This window comes from Arthrobacter sp. M2012083, assembly GCF_000281065.1.
GTDB lineage: Bacteria > Actinomycetota > Actinomycetes > Actinomycetales > Micrococcaceae > Arthrobacter.
Map to the genome: position 1 here is coordinate 66,097 of NZ_AKKK01000013.1, position 19,848 is coordinate 85,944.

Genomic DNA, 19,848 nt, shown 5'->3' on the forward strand with positions numbered 1-19,848 from the left:
TGTTAACACTGCTGTGCGTCTGGAGCCCGGTAACTTAGAGGGCCCCGGCTGCTCCCCCGGTACGTGAAGCAAAAGCCACGACGTCCTTCTGGAAAAGGAAAACAATCGCAGCGAACGCCGGAATCAGCATCGCCAATCCCTGCAACACCAGTCCCCCGGACAAGGTGGGAAAACCGATGGTGAGAACAAACAATTGGGCCACCAGGGCTGCGGCACGCGTCCACCTATAGCCGCGGAACAAGAAGTGGCCTACGGCAAATAGCCAGGCAGAGAAGGCAAGCAGCAGCCCAAGAGTGAAGATTGCCCCCCAAAAGGTCAGCACTGGAGCACCGGTCAACAGTTCGAATGCATACCATGCAGCTGCGCCGAGGAGGGCGAGGGCTTCAAGCGCTACAACCACTGAGATGATGACGATTCCCAGAGGACGGCGACCAGCCCCAGGTCTGTTTGCTGCGAGGCCCGCCGACGCATCATGATCATCGCTTCCGTCCGGGCCGGACGCGGGTTGGGCAGGGTTTACGGGAGGTCTTGACACACTGGCACACTACCGGACATAGTCATCTAGCAGTGAGGGCACTGGCGGCTGATGTGATGCATCGCTCACGGATTCCGGGCATTTCGACCACTAACACCCCTTGTTTACAAGGCGTTAACATGAAACGCTTGACTCAGACGACCAAGGGGGCCCATGCGGGCCCCTTTCCTTTGGAGCCTCTCGTGAATGTTTTCACAAAAGGCCCTTCTAGTTCTCACGAATGGAGTGACTGATCAGCATGGATTGGCGTAATCGCGCAGCCTGCCTCGAAAAGGACCCGGAGCTCTTCTTCCCAGTAGGCAACACGGGACCAGCACTTCTTCAAATCGAGGAAGCCAAAAGCGTCTGCCGCCGCTGCCCCGTTGTCGACACCTGCCTTCAGTGGGCGTTGGAGTCCGGACAAGACGCAGGTGTTTGGGGCGGCATGAGTGAAGACGAACGACGGGCACTTAAGCGTCGCGCTGCACGCGCACGCCGCGCTTCCTAGCCCAAGGACAGCGAAGGCCGCGGACCCTTGGTCCGCGGCCTTCTTCGTTAAGTGCTGCTCTTGAGATTCAGGGCTCCTGGCTTTGGGAGCTACGCCCGGGCGAGGTTGAGGACGATCTCGACAGCGGTCCCGCCGCCTTCGCGTGGGCTCCACTGAATGGAGCCGCCGAGCTCGCTGGTCACGAGTGTACGAACAATTTGCAGGCCCAATCCCTCTGTGTATTGGCCATCAGGCAGGCCCACGCCATCGTCGGCTATGGTCACCGTCAGGAATTCGTCGTTGCCGTCGCCATCTGCCCGATCGGCCAGCAACCACACCGTACCAGTGCGTCCCTCGAGTCCATGCTCAACAGCGTTGGTGACAAGTTCGTTGATCACCAAGGCCAGTGGCGTGGCAAAATCGCTTGGCAACTCGCCGAACATACCTGAGCGTTCTGTTCGCACTTGCTGGGACGGTGAGGCCACTTCAGCTGACAACCTGAATTGCCGTCCAATCAGTTCATCAAAGTCGACACTCTGAGTCAGGCCCTGGGAAAGGGTCTCGTGGACGAGCGCAATCGTGGCCACGCGCCGCATCGCCTGTTCCAGACCCTGCTTGGCTTCGTCGCTGACCATGCGCCGCGATTGCATTCGCAGAAGAGCTGCGACAGTTTGAAGATTGTTCTTTACCCGGTGATGGATCTCCCGGATGGTGGCGTCCTTGGTAACAAGTTCCATTTCCCGGCGGCGCAGTTCCGAAACGTCACGGCAGAGGACAAGGGCACCGAAACGCTGCTGCTCATCGCGCAGTGGAATGGCGCGAAGTGAAAGACTGACACCCCTGGACTCAATCTCGCTGCGCCACGGCATCCGCCCAGTCACAACCAAAGGCAATGTCTCGTCCACCATCCGCCGGTCCTTCAGAAGGCCGGCAGTCACCTCCGCCAACGAACGCCCCTCCAGTGACTCCACCTCCCCCAGTCGACGAAAGGCAGACACACCATTGGGACTTGCATACTGCACAATGCCCTCCGCGTCGAGTCTGATGAGCCCGTCGCCGACGCGCGGGGCTCCCCGACGGGAGCCCGTCGGAGATGCGAAGTCGGGCCACAGGCCCAGGGTTCCCATCCGCAAGAGATCGTAGGCACACTGCCGATACGTGAGTTCCAGCCTGGATGGCATACGCGAACTGGACAAGTCCATGTGAGAGGTAACGACAGCGAGTGTTCTGCCGTTACGCACCATGGGGACAGCCTCAACACGGAGTGCCATCTCGCTGCTCCAGCTTGTTTCACTTGATCGCTCGATCGAGCGGCTGTTCCACGCCTTATCCACAATCGGGCGCAGGTCCGAGCGGATGCCCTCCCCCACGAAGTCCGCGTGGAACACCGTGTGCGATGTCGACGGACGGACGTGGGCGAGGGCAATGTAGCCGAACTCCGGATGCGGGAACCACAAAGCAAGGTCCGCGAAAGCCAAGTCAGCCACCATCTGCCAGTCACCGACGAGGAGGTGCAGCCATTCGGCATCTCCAGGCCCGAAATCAGCGTGTTCCCTGATGGGGTCTGTAAAGATTGCCACTGCACCTCCATTTACGACGCCGGGACAGGCCCTAGCGTCGAACGATTGACCTCAAGAGCCTTAATGCTACAGACAGTGAAGCCATGTCGTCGGCTTCGAGCGCGTTGACCTCATCAAACATCGTCTTGGCACGTCCCAACTGTTCGGCATTCTGCCCTTCCCATGCCTTCAGGCGATCTTCAGCCAAGGCTCCGGACTCCGTGGACTCAAGGACCGACGTCGTCATATCTGCCACCGTGGAGTACAAGTCATCACGGAGAGCTGCGCGAGCCAAAGCCTGCCAGCGGTCATCGCGGGGCAAGGAACTGATTCGTTCCAGCAGCGAATCCACGTGGAAGCGGTTGAATACGGTGTAGTAGACGCGTGCAACGTCCTCGACACCCTCTTTTCCGGTTTGGGCAATCCGCGCGATGTCCAAGAGAGCATAGCTCTCGAACAGCTCAGCCCACCTGTGCGCAAGATGCTCCGGCAGTCCCCAAGTACGGGCCTTGTCCAACCAGGCGGAAATGCGGATCTTGTCCTCACCCCGAAGGTAGTCCAGAAGCTTGGCCCTCAGCGGGGCCAACATAGGCTTAAAGGATTCAACAACCTCCGATATGGGCTGTGACCCCATCCCCTGGCCCAGCACCCAGCGCACTGCCCGGTCGAGCAACCGGCGGATGTCCAAATGGACTTCGCTCCAGTGTTCGGTCGGGAAGGATGCCGGAAGCGCATTCAGCTCGGCAACCATGGGATCGAGGTCGTAGATTTCACGCAACGCCACAAATGCCTTGGCAACGGCCACCTCATTGGCCGACGTTTCTTCAATGGCCCGGAAGGCGAAGGTAATGCCCCCAAGATTGATGATGTCATTGGCAACCACGGTGGCGATAATCTCGCGCCGCAGCGGGTGGGTGTCCAACTCCGCGTCGAACTTCTCCCGCAGTTGCTTCGGGAAGTATTCACGGATCGTGTCCGCAAACCACGGATCGTCGGCGAGGTTGCTGTCCCGCAACGCCCCAGCCAGCTCGATCTTTGCGTATGCAGCCAGGACCGCCAACTCGGGAGACGTGAGTCCTTGGCCCTGTTCCAACCTCGACCGCAGGGTCTCTGTGGTCGGGAGTGCTTCAAGATCGCGCTTGAGGTCCGCAGACTTCTCCAGCCAGTCCATGAGGCGCTCGTAACTTGGGCTCCAGTCCGCGACGCGGGTCCGGTCGTTGAGGAGCAGAATATTCTGGTCGATATTGTCCTGGAGGACAAGCCGTCCCACTTCATCGGTCATGTCGGCGAGGAAGCTGGCTCGTTCGGCGGAGTCAAGCTTGCCGGCCGCTACCATCCGATCCACAAAGATCTTGATGTTGACCTCATGGTCGGAGCAGTCAACACCGGCGGAGTTATCGATTGCGTCCGTATTCAGAATGACGCCCTGCAAGGCGGCCTCGATACGTCCCCGCTGCGTCAATCCCAGGTTTCCACCTTCGCCCACTACCTTGACCCGCAGATCCCTACCGTCCACACGGATGGCGTCGTTGGCTTTGTCCCCCACGGCAGCATGCGTTTCAGTACTAGCCTTGACGTACGTGCCAATACCGCCGTTGTAGAGAAGATCTGCCGGGGCCAGCAAAATCGCGCGAAGAAGTTCCGGCGGGCTTAGCTGCGTTGTCCCATCCGGCAGGCCCAACGCCTTGCGTACTTGGTCCGAGACCGGGATGGTCTTTGCCTGGCGTGGATAGACACCGCCACCTTCGCTGATAAGGGTCCGGTCATAGTCGTCCCACGAGGATCGGGGGAGTTCGAACAGCCTCTGCCGCTCGGCAAACGATGCAGCAGCATCAGGCGAGGGATCAAGGAAGATGTGGCGGTGGTCGAACGCGGCCAGTAGCCGGATATGCCGGGAAAGAAGCATACCGTTGCCGAAGACGTCACCGGACATGTCGCCAACGCCAACCACCGTAAATTCCTCAGTCTGGGTGTCAAGGTCGAGCTCACTGAAGTGCCGCTTGACTGATTCCCAGGCTCCGCGGGCAGTGATGCCCATGGCTTTGTGGTCATAACCGACCGACCCGCCCGAGGCAAACGCGTCACCGAGCCAGAAGCCGTATTCGGCCGCAAGCCCGTTGGCGGTGTCGGAGAACGTAGCGGTGCCCTTGTCCGCTGCCACTACAAGGTAGGAGTCGTCATCGTCGTGCCGAACAACGTCCGACGGCGGCACCAGCCTTTCGCCGTCTGCTGAAGTAACGAGGTTGTCCGTGATGTCCAGAAGGCCTCGGATGAAAGTCTTGTAGCTCTCGATTCCTTCAGCCATCCAAGCAGCCCGGTCTACGGCCGGGTTGGGGAGCTTCTTGGCAAAGAAACCTCCCTTGGCGCCCGTTGGGACAATGACCGCATTCTTGACGGTCTGTGCTTTTACCAAGCCCAGAATTTCAGTCCGGAAGTCCTCCCGGCGGTCAGACCAGCGAAGGCCACCGCGGGCTACCTTCCCGAAGCGCAAGTGCACGCCTTCAACGCTCGGCGAGTAAACCCAGATCTCGAACATTGGGCGTGGGAAAGGAAGACCCTCAATGGACGTGGGGTCCAGCTTGAAGCTGACGTATTCCTTGTTCTGGTAGTAATTAGTCCGCAGAGTCGACTCAATAAGGTTCACGAAGGTTCGCAGAACGCGATCGGCATCCAACGTAGCCACCTGCTCGATCGACTCAGCGAGCGCTGCCCGCGCTGCGGCTTGGCGTTCGGGCCGCTGTCCTTCCGGAACGGTGGGGTCGAAGCGCGCAGAGAAGAGCTCATTGAGTCCACGTGCAACATCGGGATTACCCAGGAGGGTATCAGCAATGAATCCGAAGGAGTTGGTGTTGCCCATTTGCCGCATGTACTTGGCGTAGGCACGGAGTACCACCACTTGACGCCAATGGATGCCTTCACGGAGAACCAGCCGGTCAAAGTTGTCTGATTCGACAGCGCCCGTGATGGCTGCGCCGAAGGAGGCGCCCAGCAAGTCGCCCGTAGCCAGGGGGTCGACGCCTGCCGGGTACTTGAGTCCGAGGTCGTAAAGGAAAAAATCGCGATGATCCGAGGTTTCGATCTCGAAGGGGCGTTCATCCAAGACCTCAAGGCCGAGGTTGTGGAAGTAGGGAAGGATTTGGCTAAGGCTCTTGGGCTCCATCAGGTAGAGCTTGACTCGGGCATCCTCCTCCAACGCCTCACCGGCACCTTCGGGAAGGTACACATGGACACCTGGCTTGATTTGCTTGGTAACCCGTCCTGCCCGCTCTGCCTCCGCACCGTATTTCTCGAAGCGCTCAATATCCTCAAGAGCGTCTTCCACTTCGTAGTCCACCCGGTACCCCGCGGGAAATGCCTCAGCCCACAGCGCGGACAGAACATCGGCGTCCTCGGCAGACCGGTGCTCACGGAGCACCTCTGCGATACCTTCGCTCCAAGACCGGGACGCACGCATCAGCCGTTGTTCCAGTTCTTTCACGTCAACTTCCGCCAGCTCAGCCGTGCGGGGCAACCTGATCCTGAAGAAAACACGAGCCAATGCGGATTCAGTGATCCGGGCCTCGTAGTCAATGCTTTCCGCGTGGAACGTTTCGCGGAGTTCCTGCTCGATCCGGAGTCTGACACTGGTGGTGTACCGGTCACGCGGCAGGTAGACCACGGCGGACATGAACCGTCCGTAGATGTCCGGGCGCAGGAACAGCTTGGTCCGGCGTCGCTCCTGGAGTCGCTGGATGCCGGTGGCAGTGGCGGCAAGATCAGGTATCTCGATCTGGAACAGTTCGTCGCGCGGATACGTTTCAAGGATTCCCAAAAGATCCTTCCCCGAGTGGGAGTCAATGGGGAACCCGGCGTTACGGAGGACAGCATCCACCTTGTCCCGAACAATCGGGATGTTGCGAACCGATCCGGTGTAAGCACTAGTAGCGAACAGGCCAATGAACCGCCGCTCACCGTTAACATTTCCCAACGCATCGAAACTCTTGACGCCGATGTAATCAAGGTAGGCGGGCCGATGCACAGTGGAGCGCGAGTTCGCCTTGGTAATCACCAAGGCACGCTTCTCCCTGGCGCGCTTACGGCCGGCATCCGTGAGGTGCTGGACTTGACGCGTGGTGTCGCCGGCGCGCAGGAGACCGAGGCCACTGTCTTCACGGAGTTGAAGAACGTCCTCGCCGTTCTCGTCAACGAGGTCGTATTCGCGGTAACCCAGGAAAGTGAAGTTTCCGTTGTCCAGCCATCGTAAAAGGTCTTGTGCCTGGCGGAGTTCAGCGACTTGCTCCGGATGCGTGATGCCGCCCAACGCCTCGGCCAGCTCGAGAGCTTTGCTGCGCATCTTGGGCCAGTCCTCCACAGCCGCCCTAACGTCGCCAAGAACGCGTTGCAGCCCGGCGATCAACTCTTCCCGCGCATCATCACTTACACGGTCAATTTCAACAGCGATCCATGACTCCATATGCGAGGCGTTATCGCCATCGCCCAAAAGGTGGGCCACGCTGGGGAGCGCGGCGGTGTCGCCGCTGGAAATGCCAACGTTGGATGGGACCCTGGAAATTCTGCTCAGCTCACCGGACACCCGGTCACGGGTGACCACGAACAATGGGTGCATCACCAAACGGATCGCGCAGTTTTGGCGAACGAGTTCTGCATTGACAGAGTCGACAAGGAAGGGCATATCGTCCGTGACGATATACACAACGTTTCGCTCAGGTTCGACGGCGATCTGGACGACGGCATTTCCGGGCCGTCTGGACTGGGCAACGTTCCTGTGCTTTGTTGCCCGCGCAATCAACAGTTCGGGTGAATACGCACGTGAATCTTCCTCTGCGAGGTGTTCATAGTAGTCACCGAAGAAACCTTCACGGACAACTGCTGCATCGGACCGATCCTCCACGCTGGATCCTGACGACATCTACAAACGCCTCCATCACATGTTCATTGCTGCGACTCTGCAGCCCACATGGCGAGCCTAGCGCTTATGGAGGTGCAAAGCTCTGATAGATCGACCAAACGAATTACGATTTCGCTGGACGGGTGCACAGACCAACCCGGCAATGGCCATCCGCAGCGGCGAGTCAGGCGCTACTTCCAGGAGGACTGCACCTGCCAGCAAAGCTGCATCACACGCCACGGAGTCTGCCGGAAGGTAGGCGTCCACACCCACTCCCGGACCATAGCGGTCCCAGGCGTCACCCAGTTGCTGTCTGGGCGAATGGCCCACCGCCGAACGCTTCACCTTGTTCAATACGACACGGGGAGATACTTCCGGAACCACGGACTCAAGCTCCGCCAGTCCCCTAACCAGTCGCGGCACTCCAATGGCATCCGCTGCCCCTACCGCGAACACAACATCAGCCATTTCCAAACTGCGAAGCGTGGCGGCGTTCCGCCGCGGAGCCATGGTGTCAAAACTGAGCTCTTCATCGGCTTCAAGGCAAAAACCCGTATCCACCACCACATGGTCCGCCACTTGCCTGGCCCTTTCGAGGACCATCGAGATCGCTCCCGCCCTCAATTCCGTCCACCGGTCCGCCCTGGTAGTTCCCGTGAGAACCCGAAAAGTCCCGGCTTTCGTGTAAACAGATATGGCCGCCGACTTGAGTGCCTCAATATCGAGCAAGCCCTGGTCCGCCAGCCTGCAGGCCTGGGCCAGACCCGCAGACTCGTCCAGCAGCCCAAGAACCGCCGACACACTGGCCCCATAACTATCAGCATCCACGAGGATGACTGACTCGCCGGCCGCGGCCAGCTCCGCCGCGATGTTGACCGCAAGAAGAGTCCTGCCAGGTGCGCCAACCGGTCCCCATACGGCAGTTATCTGACCTGCCCCCTCCGGCATGTCGTCGACGTATTCCGCTGCAGGCTCCAAAAGCGCACCCGCTCCAGGATCTGCGAAACCTGCGTCCCTGCCAGGCAAAGGCTGGCTCCGTGGACCTTCGCGACCCACAGCCTCCGAAATTTTGGCTGCGAGGTCTGCGGCATCAATGCCGGTCGAGGCTGGAACGGCTCCGATGGAGTGCAGGCGTTTGGCCTCGGCGGGATCATCCGTCAGGGCAACGATGGAGACGCCGACTGCTCCGAGGCGATCAACCAGCGTGGTGGTGAGTTCCTCGCAACCTTCCGCAACCACAGCCGCAACTGCAAGACCGCTTTGGCAAGCAGCAATCAGTTCAGCAAGCTCTGAACAACGGCGCACCACTGTTACCGGACCGTGCAGGCGTTCCAACCCGCCGACTACAGCTTCCTGTGCGGAACCAACGGTAACGACAGGAATGCTCACCGGACCACGCCCGCAGGATTCCAAACAACAGACACCTTGGCCTTGTTTGCTTGGGCACCCAGCAATTTTGGCATTTGCTCATCAGTGACCAGCACCATCACCACGGTTGTTTTCGCAGTACCCAACGTAGAAGAGCCGCTGGTCACTTCGGCGATTTCCGCACTTGGCAGGAGCAGCCGCGGTTCCTCAAACGCACCGTTTGAACCGGGCATTGCAATCCACACATCAACCCTGGCGCCTGGAACGGCTTGAGAGGGCAGCTCTTCCTCCATGGCAATGGCCACCGGTTTACGGTCTACGGCATCGGCGTCCCCCAGGCTTGCCTGCGGGACCAGCTGATTCTTTGCCACCCTCTGCAGCGCAACCTTGCCCTCAGCGAAGCCGTGTTCGACTGTGACATAGCTTTGCTCGACCTCATCCAAGCGGACTTTGACAATGGATAAGTCCGCCTCCGCGACCACCTGACCCACCGCTATGTCTTCCCGGGCCGAGTACACCTGCGTAGTCCTGTCAGCGGAACCAAGCAACGCAATGACGCCGGCTACAGATCCCAGAACCAGCAATACGCCAATGAGCAGCCGGGGATCCCTCCACGATGGCTTCTGCAGCCTCGGAGCCGCAATGCCCACACTCTGACCCATTTTCCTCATCCCCCGCTTTGAGTTACGGCATGGCCGACGGCACCTGCCTCCTCATTCTTACCGGCGCCTTCCACAGGTTCAAAGCCATTGGCCTCAAACAGGCCGAAACTGTGGATAACTACACCAAAAGGGAACAACGGTGGCAAAATGAAGCCATGCCCCGATTTCTGACCCTTGCCGATGTTGCCGAACAACTCCAAATCAATTCGCCTCAGGCCTATGCCCTCGTGAGAAGCGGCGAACTGAAGGCCATACAGGTAGGAGGGCGGGGACAATGGCGCATCGAGGAAAAGATGCTTGAGCAGTACATCGAGGATCGCTACGCAGAGGCCAGCCGCATGATCGAAGAGGCGAAGAACAAAGTTAACCAGCCTTAGCTGCCGCTACCCCTGAAGTCTTGACTCCCCCCGGAGCAAAGCGCTGCCATTGAACTGATAGGGATCGTCAGGACCGCGGCTATATTGCCGGCTCGGCGTACTTCACCATGCGGAACCACTGCGAGGTCAAAGTGGTCACGCCCCACCCTGTCTATGACTCCATGCAGCTTGTACCCGTCACCCGTCCGCACCTTCAGATGAACTATCAGTTCAGAGCGGTCCCTTGACAGCGCCCTCAGTGCTGAGGCCATCCCCATTGTTTGCTGCATCCGTGACGAAGGCTTCAATGCCACTCTCCCCAATCCTTGGTATGAGAGCACCGAGTTGTAAGGCACCAGCCATTGTCGCGCCCCGTCGGTCAGGACCAGCCACCCGTTACCCGCGCGACCCAGCACTCCTCGGATAACGTTGCCGTCAACCAGGACGATCTTGACTTCGGCACCAGCGGCCCCGCGCAGGCGATCACCTAGTTCGATTCCTGCAAGCTCAGCCCTGGCCCGATCTGTAATCTCAGATTCCTCCTCCAGGGCACGCCGCGCAGAAAATTGTGCTTCCAGATCGCCGAAAAGAGAGTCCCATCTCATGTAGTCAGACTAGGCTGCAGGGAGAAGCAAGGCTAATCCGCCGCGGAAAGAAATTTCGCGATTGGACAAGATGAAGCAGGTGTGCTCAAAATGGGGTCAAGAAAGTCAAAGTACATCAAATTACACCAAATAAAGCTTGGGGGCTTTGAATGGCACGAACATTGCGCAGTGACTCCAGCATCGCAGCGTCTGTTCTTGGTCTGGGACTGCTCCTGATTCTTGTCGGAAACCTGCTCCTTGCACAGTGGGGAGCCGCTGAGCGACTTAACCAAAGATCCACTTTTGAACATTTTCTCGGTTTTGTTGCCTGTGCTGCCGGGATTGCGATAGTGATTTGGTGGGCGCTCTCGTTGTTCATCGCCTTCCTGGCGTCGCTACTGCTCCAGGCAGGGCACAGGAACCGTGCCGACTCGCTTTCGAAGTTCAGCCCTGGCTTTATGTTGCGAATCGCCGTGGCGGTCGCGAGCCTGAACCTTCTGGGCGCAGGGGTCGCTCAAGCAGATACCAGCCCGCCTGTACCGGGTTGGCACAGTGCTTCCCCAGGTAACACGGCCCACGCGCAGCCAGCGTGGAACCCCGCTTCCGCGGAGCATGCCTTCTCCACTCTGGAATCTGTAGGCGACAACGACAAGGCCAGCAGTCGAGCCATTAGTCCACGATGGCAGCCTCAGCCTCCGGTGGTTGATCCAGGACTTCTGAGCCGCCAGTCCTCACGTTCATCGACCCAATCGGGCGACGCCATCGTAATCGTCAAGGATGGTGACTCGTTGTGGTCAATTGCGGCGTCCAGGCTGGGACCCTTCGCAACTGACGTGGACGTCGCTCTGATCTGGCCCAAGTGGTACGCCGCCAACCGCGAAACCATCGGAAGTAACCCGGCCGTGCTGCTTCCAGGACAGGTTCTGCAGCCGCCCTCATCGGGCTAGCAGTCAAGGGCTCGAGCCCGCCATTTCCACAAACCCGCCCGCTCAGGGGCCAGCCTCCACCTATCAAAGCCGATTCCTGGCGTCATCCCAGCAGAAGCCACCGAGCAATGCGTCCCCACGCTGAAGCTCATGTAGTGAATGCCTGAGGTATGACCATGACCGTTGCAACTGCGAACCGACCAGCAAGCCGCCGGAGCACAAAGCGCACAACCCCCACATACGGCCCGGGAGGCCCGGACGTCGATGTCCGGCTTGTGGCACGGAGCATCGCGCAGGCAGCTTTGGAGGTTCTGGCCGGCACCCGTCCACTGCAACAACTCTCCCGCTCCCTGGATTCGGAGTGCTACCTGTCCCTCCAGCATCGAGCAGCCCTCACGCGAAAACACGCAGCCAGAACAAGGGGTAATCCGCAGCCCCACCTGAGCCCCATGGTCCGCTCTGTTCGGGTCTGTTCAATATCCGAATCCATTTGCGAGGCAAGCATCGTAGTGGCGGAAGAGCAACGGTGCCGTGCCGTAGCCATGAGGCTGGAGCGGTTGGACGGAGTTTGGCAGGTTACCGCGCTGGAAATTGGATAAATTCAGCGGAAGAAATTGCCTCGAGGCAGACAAAAAGGGTGAACCCTGGACAATCAGCCTGGGTTCACCCTTTTCTTGACCGCCTCACGAGACCGGTCAGCGACGCTTCTTTTTGGCCTGCTTGCGCTGGTCCTGGCTTGCCGCTTTCGCAGGATTGCCGGAGCGTCCTGAAGTCCGGCCCTCAATGCGTGTCTGGGTTGCTCCATCTTCACCTGGAGCGGTGTACTGCAGCTGCGCCGGCTTTTCCGGCGCTTGGAGGCCTGCCGCACGGATTTTCGGGTCGTGATGCTCGGTGTGTGCGCCAGCGGCAGAATCGTCCGCCACCACCACGTCTTCGGCGGGCGTTACCTCAACTTCGAGGTTGTAGAGGAAACCGATGCTCTCCTCACGGATGGCTTCCATCATGCTTTGGAACATCACGAACCCTTCGCGCTGGTATTCCACCAAAGGATCGCGTTGGGCCATTGCACGAAGACCAATGCCCTCCTTGAGATAGTCCATCTCGTAGAGGTGTTCCTGCCACTTGCGTCCGAGGACGGAGAGCACAACCCTGCGCTCAAGCTCACGCATGCTCTCGGAGCCGATTGCCTCTTCGCGTGCCTGGTAAACGAGCCGGGCATCAGAGAGGATTTCCTCCTTCAGGAATTCCGCCGTGACCCTGGACTTACCGCCGGCTTCGTCAATGATTTCCTGGGCAGTCACTGTTGCCGGGTACAAGGTCTTGAGGTTCGCCCACAGCTGGTTGTAGTCCCAGTCGTCGCCCGATCCCTCAGAGGTGGCGGCGTCAATGAGTGCGTTGATGGTGTCTTCCAGGAAGTACTGGACTTTTTCGTGCAGGTCATCGCCTTCAAGGATCCGACGACGGTCGCCATAAATGGCTTCACGCTGACGATTGAGGACGTCATCGTACTTGAGGACGTTCTTACGCTGCTCGGCGTTGCGGCCCTCTACTTGGCCTTGCGCGGAGGCGATTGCCCGGGAAACCAGCTTCGACTCAAGCGCAACGTCGTCAGGCACCGAACTGTTCATCAGACGTTCGGCCGCACCTGAGTTGAACAACCTCATGAGGTCATCTGTCAGAGAAAGGTAGAACCGGGATTCGCCGGGGTCGCCTTGCCGTCCGGAACGTCCACGCAACTGGTTGTCAATACGGCGGGATTCGTGGCGCTCGGTTCCAAGTACGTAAAGTCCGCCAAGGTCCAGAACTTCTTCATGCTCGTCCTTGACTGCCTGTTTGGCTGCGGCGAGCGCCGCAGGCCATGCGGCCTCGTACTCTTCGGAGTTTTCCTCAGGATCAAGGCCGCGCTTGGCAAGTTCGGCAATGGCAGTAAATTCGGCATTGCCGCCGAGCATGATGTCAGTACCGCGGCCCGCCATGTTGGTTGCCACTGTAACCGCGCCCTTTCGCCCGGCCTGCGCCACGATGGACGCCTCCCTTGCGTGGTTCTTGGCGTTCAGTACTTCGTGCCGGATGCCTTCTTTGGCCAAGAGCTTGGAGAGGTACTCACTCTTTTCGACACTAGTGGTACCCACCAGCACAGGCTGGCCGTTCTCGTGACGTTCCGCGATGTCCTGAACAACAGCATCGAACTTAACCACCTCGTTCTTGTAGACGAGGTCCGGCTGGTCGATACGCTGCATATCGCGGTTTGTGGGAATGGGAACGACACCGAGCTTGTAGGTGCTCATGAACTCAGCGGCTTCAGTCTCGGCCGTACCCGTCATGCCGGCCAGCTTCGAATACATGCGGAAGTAGTTCTGCAGCGTCACCGTGGCGAGAGTCTGGTTCTCCGCCTTGATCTCGACGTTTTCTTTGGCCTCAATAGCCTGGTGCATGCCTTCGTTGTAGCGCCGTCCGGCAAGGATGCGTCCGGTGTGCTCGTCAACGATCAAGACCTCGCCGTCGAGGATGACGTAGTCCTTATCCCGCTTGAAAAGTTCTTTGGCCTTGATGGCATTGTTGAGGAAGCCAATCAGCGGGGTGTTGGCAGATTCGTAGAGGTTTTGTATTCCAAGGTAGTCCTCTACCTTTTCAATACCGGCTTCAAGCACGCCCACGGTCCGCTTCTTCTCATCGACTTCATAGTCGACGTCAGGCTGCAAACGAAGGACGACTTTGGCAAATTCGCTGTACCACCGGTTGGTGTCGCCTTGCGCGGGACCGGAAATGATCAGCGGAGTACGCGCTTCGTCGATCAGAATGGAGTCGACCTCATCCACGATCGCGAAGTTGTGGCCGCGCTGGACGAGCTCACTCGCGTCCCAAGCCATGTTGTCGCGCAGGTAATCGAAGCCAAATTCGTTGTTGGTGCCGTACGTAATGTCAGCGGCGTACTGTTCCCGGCGTACGGTGGGGTCCTGGTTGGACAAGATGCAACCGCTGGAAAGACCAAGGAACCTGTAGACGCGGCCCATGAGTTCGGACTGGTACTCGGCAAGGTAGTCGTTCACCGTGACAACGTGGACACCCTTGCCGGAAAGAGCGTTAAGGTACGCAGGCGCAGTAGCAACAAGGGTCTTGCCTTCACCGGTTTTCATTTCCGCGATGTTGCCCAGGTGCAGCGCAGCGCCACCCATGAGCTGCACGTCGAAGTGCCGCATCCCCAAGGTCCTGGACGAGGCTTCGCGCACAGCGGCGAAGGCTTCCGGGAGGAGGGCTTCCAAGGATTCGCCATCTTGGTGGCGGGACCTTAGCCGGTCCGTTTCCTCGCGGATTTCAGCGTCCGAGAAGGACTTGAAGGTGTCTTCCAGGGCATTGATGGAATCGGCATAGTTCCGCAGTGTCTTGAGTGTCTTTTTGTCACCCGTGCGGAGAAGTTTTTCGATTAGTGATGCCACGTGAAATTGCTCCCAGTCTCATGCTGCCGAATTCTGGCTGTTTCAGTCTACGGGAGAGACCAGCGCCACGTTGCCGCGTTCCCCTCTGAGCGGACTGGCCGGTTGGACGCCTTGATCCGACGCAACATGATCTTCTGCCACCGCTTCGGAAAGCGCTCCGGCAAGGTCCCCTACTGGCCACACCACCACTCCCTGAAGGCCGAGCCATGTAGCCATGAGCCTAAGTTCTTGGGCAAGTTCGACGGCGGTGTCCACCGGCGCGTTCATCTCACGAAAAGCGGAACGCACCAGGAGCTGACCGGATGCGCGGTCCGCTTTAAGGTCCACTCGGGCGACGATGGCGTCCCTGAGCAGGAATGGAAGAACATAGTAGCCAAACCGTCGCTTGGCGGCGGGGGTGTAAATCTCAATCCGGTAGTGGAATCCGAACAGCTCCTCGAGTCGCCGTCTTTCGAAGACCAAGGAATCGAAAGGACTCAGCAGCGCGCGGCCCGCGGCCTTTCGTGGCAGCTTGGCGTCAACATGCTTGTATGTTTCCCTGTCCCATCCACGAACCACAACAGGCTCAAGGCGGCCGGCCTGGACCAATCGTTGAACGGAGCCTGCACCTGCTTTCAGGGGTGTACGGAAGTAGTCGGAGAAGCACCTCACCGTGCCAATGCCGTGGGCTTGGGCGGCTGCTTCCATCAGACGATCCAGGGACGCTTCGGCGTCGACCCCGGACGGCGTGACGTGTGGCGGAATTACCCTTGAGGTCAGGGTGTATTTGCGTTCAAATTGCGATGTTCGCGAAGCAGCGGATATTCGGCCTTCTTCGAAAAGGTGCTCCAGCACGCGCTTGACGATGTTCCAGTTCCAGCCCCAATTATCGCGTTCCAGGCCTTCATCGTGCCCGAGCTTTGCAGTCAGTTCGGATGCTGTCATCGGGCGTCCCACAGTGAGGGCGTCCAGGATTCGATCCTCCATATCCTGACGTACGGCCGGATCCAGGCCATGGGCTCCTACCCAGGCCCGCTTCTGCCACACGAGCAAGTCATGAAAGTGCTCCGGGCGGATAAAGCTTGCCTCGTGCGCCCAGTACTCCATCATTTTGCGTGGATTGCGGCCTGCCATCGATTGCAGGATGAGGCGATCGTAGTTACCTAGTCGGGAGAAGAACGGAAGGTAGTGGCTTCGTGCCACCACATTAACTGAATCGATCTGGACAAGCTGCAGTTGGGCAAAGGTCCGGCCCACCGCCCGTGAAGTCACGGGGCCGGTGGGCCGGACCTTTGCCAATCCTTGAGCTGCCAATGCGATCCGCCGTGCCTGTGACAGGCTCAGCGAAGCGGTCACTGAAGTCCCTTCGTGCTTAGGTTGCGGATTTACTTGGCCGTGGCGGCCTGATCATCGGAGCGGTAGGCATGGATCTTTTCTTCCACGGCTTCCTCGCCGGGCTCGCATGTGGAGTCAAGGGTGATGACACCGTAGGTCCAGCCACTGCGCCGATAAACAACCGACGGCGCGTTGGTTTCCTTGTCCAGGAACAGGTAGAAGTTGTGTCCGACGAGCTCCATGTTGTCCACAGCATCATCAAGGGTCAGCGATGCTGCGGGGAAAACTTTCCGGCGGATCAGGACGGGAGAGTCACCGGCCGGAATATCGTTCTCAATGTCATAGGGTGACCGCTCGTCTGCCTGCGGCGCGGACTCCTGGTGGTTGCTTGCTTCTACATAAAGCGGCTCACTCGCACTGGCTGGCTCAAGTGTTGCCGTGGCTTCCCGCACAGCCTTAGGCGTGTGGCGGCCGTGGTGCACCTTCTTGCGGTCCTTCGCACGACGAAGCCTCTCAAGCAGCTTGTTGTACGCGAGATCGAAGGCAGCAAACTTGTCAGCGGCTGTGGCCTCGGCACGGATAACGGGGCCTCGGCCCAAGACAGTCACTTCAACGGTGAGTTCGCCAGGCGTCTGCCTGGGATTGGTTTCCTTGGAAACCTTGGCGTCAACCCGCTGGACCTTATCCCCCAGCGATTCAATCTTTGAGATTTTTTCGCCGGCATATTCGCGAAAGCGGTCAGAAACTGTCAGATTTCGTCCGCTGATCATGAACTCCATGGTGCCCTCCAATAACTCAGGTGACACGACAACGACGCTGTTGGGGGCTTGTCTGACGGACAGTCGAGCCCCTTTCCGAGCCGCTATCGACAGGTACATCTGTTCTTGGTACCCACAACCGACGTTAGTTCATTGGCACCCGTTATTCATCCTTTAGCCACTTATTTTTTGATTGAGTCTTGATGACTGCATGGGGTGGTCGTGTGCGGCGACGGAGGCGTAGGCTGGTGGCCTCGTGGCCGCGAGCACGACAGCGCCGGAGACTTCGCCGCCGGCAAGAGTGACCACCCGCGCTGCCTCAGCCAGGGTCGCCCCGGTGGTGAGAACATCGTCAACGAGAATGCATCTCCTGCCCCTCAATTCTTTGCCTCTTCCTCTGCGCACCCTCATGGATCCTCGGACCCGGCGAGCACGTTCGCCTCTTCCCAGCCCCTTTTGGCCACCGCCCCCACGTTCCACAGGGGCACGTCCTGACACCTCTCCAAAAAGCCGGGCTGCCACTTTCAGGACGGCTTGGGGGCCCGCTCTCATCAGCACTGACGGCTCTCCCCGCCTCTCCAGCACGTCAAGGATTGGGCAAAACGGCAGCATCCGGCGCACGCGTATGAAGAAGAGCAGAAGATGTACCGGACTGAATCCGCGCCTGCGGTATGCCTTCCCGCTGCTGGGAACGGGGACAAGCCAATAACCTGACCGGCCACCGATGGCAGTCTCCACGGCTTTGCCAAGGCAAGGAGCCAGAACGGCCGCAAGCCGCCACTGACCATGGTGCTTGAAAGAGAGTAGGCACCGCGCCAGCTCATCCCGGTATGCCCCCGCTGCTACCACTTCGATCTTTGCCGTGCCGTCCACATCAACCAAAGCCGGCGACTCCTGCTCGGCCCGGAACGGCTGCTTGCACAGCTGACGGACCTTCCTTGCACAACTGCTGCAAAGTACCGCGTCTTCCGATTCACAGCAGACACAGTCGACGGGAATCAGCACAGTCAGAAGGTCAACCCAGGCTGCTTGCAATGCGACGACGACCCGGACGGTTCTTCGTTGGTTAGGGGCCCGGCGTCGAGCCCTGTCAGGTTCAAGCGGATTAAGGTCAGGGTCGACATTTTGCCGGGTTTGCCGTGGACGGAACCATGCGCTGAAGACTGAAAAGGTCACTCTTCAGCTTTACCGTCTGGTCTTCACCGCGGAAGGCACACGGCTCGCTATGTGCATAAACAATCGGGGTGAATCCATGGACCGGAACCTCCGGCACACAGAGGTCAGCCTGGAAATGCCGGTTCTGTGGGTCCTTTTAGCTGAAGCTCCCAGCCGTTTCCGACGCGTTGGAAGATGCCGGCAGCAGACTGACCGTAAATCTGCTCTGCTCCGTTTCCTACGCTGAGGCTGGTCAAACCGTCCCACGGTGCCAACTGCTGCGGTTCACCCGATGCCAGTGACAGCAACTCCGGAACCACCGTCGAAGTGGCCGAACCGGACATCACGGCCACCGTGGAGCCATTGACCCAGGCACCTTGATCGGCGGCTGTATTGCTCAGCAGCGTGATGGGAAGCGTGAGGTCCTTTGGAACGCCGTCGGGGTTCCGGACAATGCCCGTAATCTGCACAGCGGACTTACCGTTTGCCTCGGAAATGACCAGCGCCCGGGTCCCTTCCCGGGAGACCCTGAAATCCTTGACTGTTCGTCCCGTTAGCCAGGCCGGCGTCATGGTGACGCTGGGAACGCCGGTACCGGGAGCTGTGCCTGTGGGCTTGTAAGCCACAACTTCGGCTGCCCCGTTGGCACCAGGGCCTGCTGTCCACACCCAATCGTTCGGGCTGAAGGAAGGACCAGTGAGGGTACTTCTGGTAGTTAGTTGTCGCGCAGGTTGCCCCGGTTCGATGGAATAAAGCGTGGTTTTATCGCCGTTGAGGAAAGCGGCTGTCTGGGACACCGGCGACTCAGCAGGCGAGTGGGGTCCCAGACCGGCCACCGATTGAATATCCGGCAATGGAGTAATCCTGTTGTTCTCGTACCGCACCAGGTCGCCGTTGTTCACTGCGATCTGGCGGGCAGGAACGCTCTTATCCAGCACCGGAGGCAAAACAGTACCGTTGTCCTCCACGCGTACCAGATCCTGATCGGCGCGAAGTTGAACATTGATGACATCGGGCTGGCTACGGAAGGTCAGTGCCAGCTGGTTTTGCATCCTTTGACGGTCCTCTGCAGAGGCGTCGAAAAGCTCCTTGGCGGAGAGGTCTACCTGCGCTGCGCCGGAGACAACCGGAACAGATTCGCGGGCGAGCTTCATTCCCGATGGGAAAGCACTGACCACTGCCCCTCGCAGGTAGGGGGCGGGGCCGGCCAGCAGGGCGCTGGTCATTGACTTGACTGTGTTCTTCTTAATGAACCAACGGTAGTCCGGTACTGCGTAGGTGAACGTCGGGTCATAGAAGTAGATGGGGTTTGCCCCGTAGATAACCTTGAATGTCTCCTCGGGGATGGCGGTGCCATCGGGCACCTTCGAAATCCGCCATTCTCCTTCCACTTGCTCCAGCGTTAGCGGAATGGTCTCTTTGGTACCCGGAGGGAACTGGGTCGCAACGCCGTCCGCATCCACCGAATACGCGAGATCGAGTTCGTAGAGGTATTCGTTTTCACCCGCTGCTTTGACTACCTGTGCCTCGCGAAAAACGATGGCACGTTTGTCCGGCTTCCACGTGACAGACTGCGCTTGCGTCAGGTACTGACGAGCCACAGGATAATCATCCTCGTAGCCGCTGCCAGCCATATAGAAATCCTCGATCACAGTCTCAGGACTGGAACCGGCCCGCGGTGCAGCGGGGAAAAATACCGGCGCGTTGGGGTTGCCGGCGCCTTCGTCCTTGCTTTTACCGACTGGGCCGGAGCGGGGAATCTGCGCGCAGGAAGCCAGCATGACCATCAGCACAACCAACAGCGCGACGACTGCCCTCGTACGCCCGGGACGCAACATTC

Annotated in this window: 15 protein-coding genes; 4 read left to right on the plus strand and 11 right to left on the minus strand. The window is 59.2% G+C overall.

What is annotated here, in order from left to right; genetic code table 11:
* Positions 1-34: 34 nt before the first annotated feature.
* On the minus strand, positions 35-535 hold the full coding sequence (locus tag A477_RS0108150) for a hypothetical protein (RefSeq protein ID WP_017198523.1): 501 nt from the start codon (positions 533-535) through the stop codon (positions 35-37).
* Positions 536-773: 238 nt separating this feature from the next.
* Here A477_RS0108150 and A477_RS22960 point away from each other — a divergent pair, with 238 nt between their 5' ends.
* A complete protein-coding gene (locus A477_RS22960; RefSeq protein WP_015937605.1) occupies positions 774-1,022 on the plus strand; it encodes a WhiB family transcriptional regulator in 249 nt (82 codons plus the stop codon).
* Positions 1,023-1,111: 89 nt separating this feature from the next.
* On the opposite strand, the gene A477_RS0108160 is transcribed toward A477_RS22960, so the two are convergent.
* Genes A477_RS0108160 through A477_RS0108175 form a run of 4 tightly spaced genes read right to left on the minus strand, consistent with a single transcriptional unit; the run spans position 1,112 to position 9,478 of the window.
* Positions 1,112-2,581, minus strand: a complete 1,470-nt coding sequence (locus A477_RS0108160) for a sensor histidine kinase (RefSeq protein ID WP_017198524.1) — start codon at positions 2,579-2,581, stop codon at positions 1,112-1,114.
* A 31-nt stretch (positions 2,582-2,612) separates the two neighbouring features.
* Positions 2,613-7,469 (minus strand): NAD-glutamate dehydrogenase, encoded by a 4,857-nt coding sequence (locus tag A477_RS0108165; protein WP_017198525.1) that lies wholly within the window; start codon positions 7,467-7,469, stop codon positions 2,613-2,615.
* A gap of 57 nt (positions 7,470-7,526) precedes the next feature.
* Positions 7,527-8,837 (minus strand): CpaE/TadZ family protein, encoded by a 1,311-nt coding sequence (locus A477_RS0108170; protein ID WP_017198526.1) that lies wholly within the window; start codon positions 8,835-8,837, stop codon positions 7,527-7,529.
* A complete protein-coding gene (locus A477_RS0108175) occupies positions 8,834-9,478 on the minus strand; it encodes a flagella basal body P-ring formation protein FlgA (RefSeq protein ID WP_017198527.1) in 645 nt (214 codons plus the stop codon). The genes A477_RS0108170 and A477_RS0108175 overlap by 4 nt, the downstream gene beginning before the upstream one ends.
* A 155-nt stretch (positions 9,479-9,633) precedes the next feature.
* Between A477_RS0108175 and A477_RS0108180 the strand changes: the two genes are divergently transcribed.
* A complete protein-coding gene (locus A477_RS0108180) occupies positions 9,634-9,855 on the plus strand; it encodes a helix-turn-helix domain-containing protein (protein WP_026005452.1) in 222 nt (73 codons plus the stop codon).
* Here A477_RS0108180 and A477_RS0108185 read toward each other — a convergent pair.
* Positions 9,852-10,439, minus strand: a complete 588-nt coding sequence (locus A477_RS0108185) for a hypothetical protein (protein ID WP_017198529.1) — start codon at positions 10,437-10,439, stop codon at positions 9,852-9,854. The two genes, A477_RS0108180 and A477_RS0108185, sit on opposite strands and share 4 nt — an antisense overlap.
* A 149-nt stretch (positions 10,440-10,588) precedes the next feature.
* Between A477_RS0108185 and A477_RS0108190 the strand changes: the two genes are divergently transcribed.
* The gene (locus A477_RS0108190) at positions 10,589-11,365 is read left to right on the plus strand and encodes a LysM peptidoglycan-binding domain-containing protein (protein ID WP_017198530.1); all 777 of its coding nucleotides are present in this window, start codon (positions 10,589-10,591) and stop codon (positions 11,363-11,365) included.
* Positions 11,366-11,520: 155 nt separating this feature from the next.
* Positions 11,521-11,943 carry an Rv3235 family protein gene (locus tag A477_RS23690; RefSeq protein ID WP_237715755.1) on the plus strand — a complete coding sequence of 141 codons (423 nt, stop codon included), beginning with the start codon at positions 11,521-11,523 and terminating at the stop codon, positions 11,941-11,943.
* A gap of 96 nt (positions 11,944-12,039) precedes the next feature.
* Here A477_RS23690 and secA read toward each other — a convergent pair whose 3' ends face one another.
* The 5 genes from secA to A477_RS0108220 form a co-directional block, all read right to left on the minus strand.
* The gene (secA, locus tag A477_RS0108200) at positions 12,040-14,781 is read right to left on the minus strand and encodes a preprotein translocase subunit SecA (RefSeq protein WP_017198532.1); all 2,742 of its coding nucleotides are present in this window, start codon (positions 14,779-14,781) and stop codon (positions 12,040-12,042) included.
* A 42-nt stretch (positions 14,782-14,823) separates the two neighbouring features.
* On the minus strand, positions 14,824-16,116 hold the full coding sequence (locus tag A477_RS0108205; RefSeq protein WP_017198533.1) for a winged helix-turn-helix domain-containing protein: 1,293 nt from the start codon (positions 16,114-16,116) through the stop codon (positions 14,824-14,826).
* Positions 16,117-16,145: 29 nt separating this feature from the next.
* Positions 16,146-16,874, minus strand: a complete 729-nt coding sequence (gene hpf, locus A477_RS0108210; RefSeq protein WP_026005453.1) for a ribosome hibernation-promoting factor, HPF/YfiA family — start codon at positions 16,872-16,874, stop codon at positions 16,146-16,148.
* 153 nt (positions 16,875-17,027) lie between these two features.
* Positions 17,028-17,465, minus strand: a complete 438-nt coding sequence (locus A477_RS23995) for a ComF family protein (RefSeq protein WP_353579768.1) — start codon at positions 17,463-17,465, stop codon at positions 17,028-17,030.
* A gap of 668 nt (positions 17,466-18,133) precedes the next feature.
* Positions 18,134-19,846 (minus strand): LpqB family beta-propeller domain-containing protein, encoded by a 1,713-nt coding sequence (locus A477_RS0108220; RefSeq protein ID WP_017198536.1) that lies wholly within the window; start codon positions 19,844-19,846, stop codon positions 18,134-18,136.
* Positions 19,847-19,848: the final 2 nt, after the last annotated feature.

Excerpts from the sequence above, each read along its gene's own strand:
- A477_RS22960 (WP_015937605.1), top strand. The coding sequence starts at position 774 with ATGGATTGGCGTAATCGCGCAGCCTGCCTCGAAAAGGACCCGGAGCTC.
- A477_RS0108180 (WP_026005452.1), top strand. The coding sequence starts at position 9,634 with ATGCCCCGATTTCTGACCCTTGCCGATGTTGCCGAACAACTCCAAATC.
- A477_RS0108175 (WP_017198527.1), bottom strand. The coding sequence starts at position 9,478 with ATGGGTCAGAGTGTGGGCATTGCGGCTCCGAGGCTGCAGAAGCCATCG.
- A477_RS0108165 (WP_017198525.1), bottom strand. The coding sequence starts at position 7,469 with ATGTCGTCAGGATCCAGCGTGGAGGATCGGTCCGATGCAGCAGTTGTC.
- A477_RS0108190 (WP_017198530.1), top strand. The coding sequence starts at position 10,589 with ATGGCACGAACATTGCGCAGTGACTCCAGCATCGCAGCGTCTGTTCTT.
- A477_RS0108185 (WP_017198529.1), bottom strand. The coding sequence starts at position 10,439 with ATGAGATGGGACTCTCTTTTCGGCGATCTGGAAGCACAATTTTCTGCG.
- A477_RS23690 (WP_237715755.1), top strand. The coding sequence starts at position 11,521 with ATGACCGTTGCAACTGCGAACCGACCAGCAAGCCGCCGGAGCACAAAG.
- hpf (WP_026005453.1), bottom strand. The coding sequence starts at position 16,874 with ATGGAGTTCATGATCAGCGGACGAAATCTGACAGTTTCTGACCGCTTT.
- A477_RS0108220 (WP_017198536.1), bottom strand. The coding sequence starts at position 19,846 with ATGTTGCGTCCCGGGCGTACGAGGGCAGTCGTCGCGCTGTTGGTTGTG.
- A477_RS23995 (WP_353579768.1), bottom strand. The coding sequence starts at position 17,465 with ATGCTGCCGTTTTGCCCAATCCTTGACGTGCTGGAGAGGCGGGGAGAG.